Below are 936 nucleotides of genomic sequence, written 5' to 3'. Positions count from 1 at the left end.
CCCGTCGCCAAGCGCGAAGCCGTCGCGCATCTGAGGGCCGCCATGGGCCTGTCGGAGCGGCGGGCCTGCTCGATCGTCGCTGCCGACCGCAAGATGATCCGTTACCGGTCCTGCCGGCCCCCTGAGACGGAACTGCGCGGCCGCTTGCGAGACCTTGCCAATGAGCGCCGGCGCTTCGGCTATCGGCGGCTGTTCATCCTGCTCAGACGCGAGGGCGAGCCGTCGGGGATCAACCGCATCTATCGGCTCTATCGCGAGGAAGGGCTGACGGTTCGCAAGCGACGGTCACGACGACGCGCGGTTGGCACCCGCGCACCGATCCTGGTCGAGGCAAGGCCGAACGCCCGCTGGTCGCTGGATTTCGTCCACGACCAGTTCGCCTGCGGCCGGCGCTTCCGCGTGCTCAACATCGTCGACGACGTGACACGCGAATGCCTGGCGGCGATCCCAGACACCTCGATCTCAGGCCGGCGTGTCGCGCGCGAACTGACGGAACTGGTCGCCCGCCGCGGCAAGCCGGGCATGATCGTCTCCGACCATGGCACCGAGTTCACCTCGAACGCCATCCTCGCCTGGTCGAAGGATCACAAGGTGGAATGGCATTACATCGCGCCGGGCAAGCCGATGCAGAACGGCTTCTGCGAGAGCTTCAACGGCCGGATGCGCGACGAACTCTTGAACGAAACCTTGTTCTTGGGCCTCGACCATGCCCGGACGACGATCGCCGAATGGGCGGACGACTACAACCGATCGCGCCCACATTCGGCGCTCGGCTACATCACGCCCGCGGCTTATTCCGCCAATCTCACCGCAACGGGCGATCAGCTGCACAACCCCGACCAGCTCCGCCGATCGCCCGTTGCTCAACCCGCGCCATACGGCGTACAACCCGCCGAGGCTCTAATTGCCGCTGGATGAAAATTCGGTGGCAGGTCA

1 protein-coding gene is annotated in these 936 nt (G+C 65.9%); it reads left to right on the top strand.

Annotated features, from left to right (window positions below):
• Window positions 1-918: IS3 family transposase (locus NKI25_RS36245; RefSeq protein WP_353000968.1), on the top strand; the 918-nt coding region annotated here is incomplete at its 5' end.
• Window positions 919-936: the final 18 nt, after the last annotated feature.

Origin of the sequence: Mesorhizobium sp. M0808 (assembly GCF_040320025.1) — a bacterium.
Lineage (GTDB): Bacteria > Pseudomonadota > Alphaproteobacteria > Rhizobiales > Rhizobiaceae > Mesorhizobium.
This window is presented reverse-complemented; position numbering and strand designations above follow the sequence as displayed.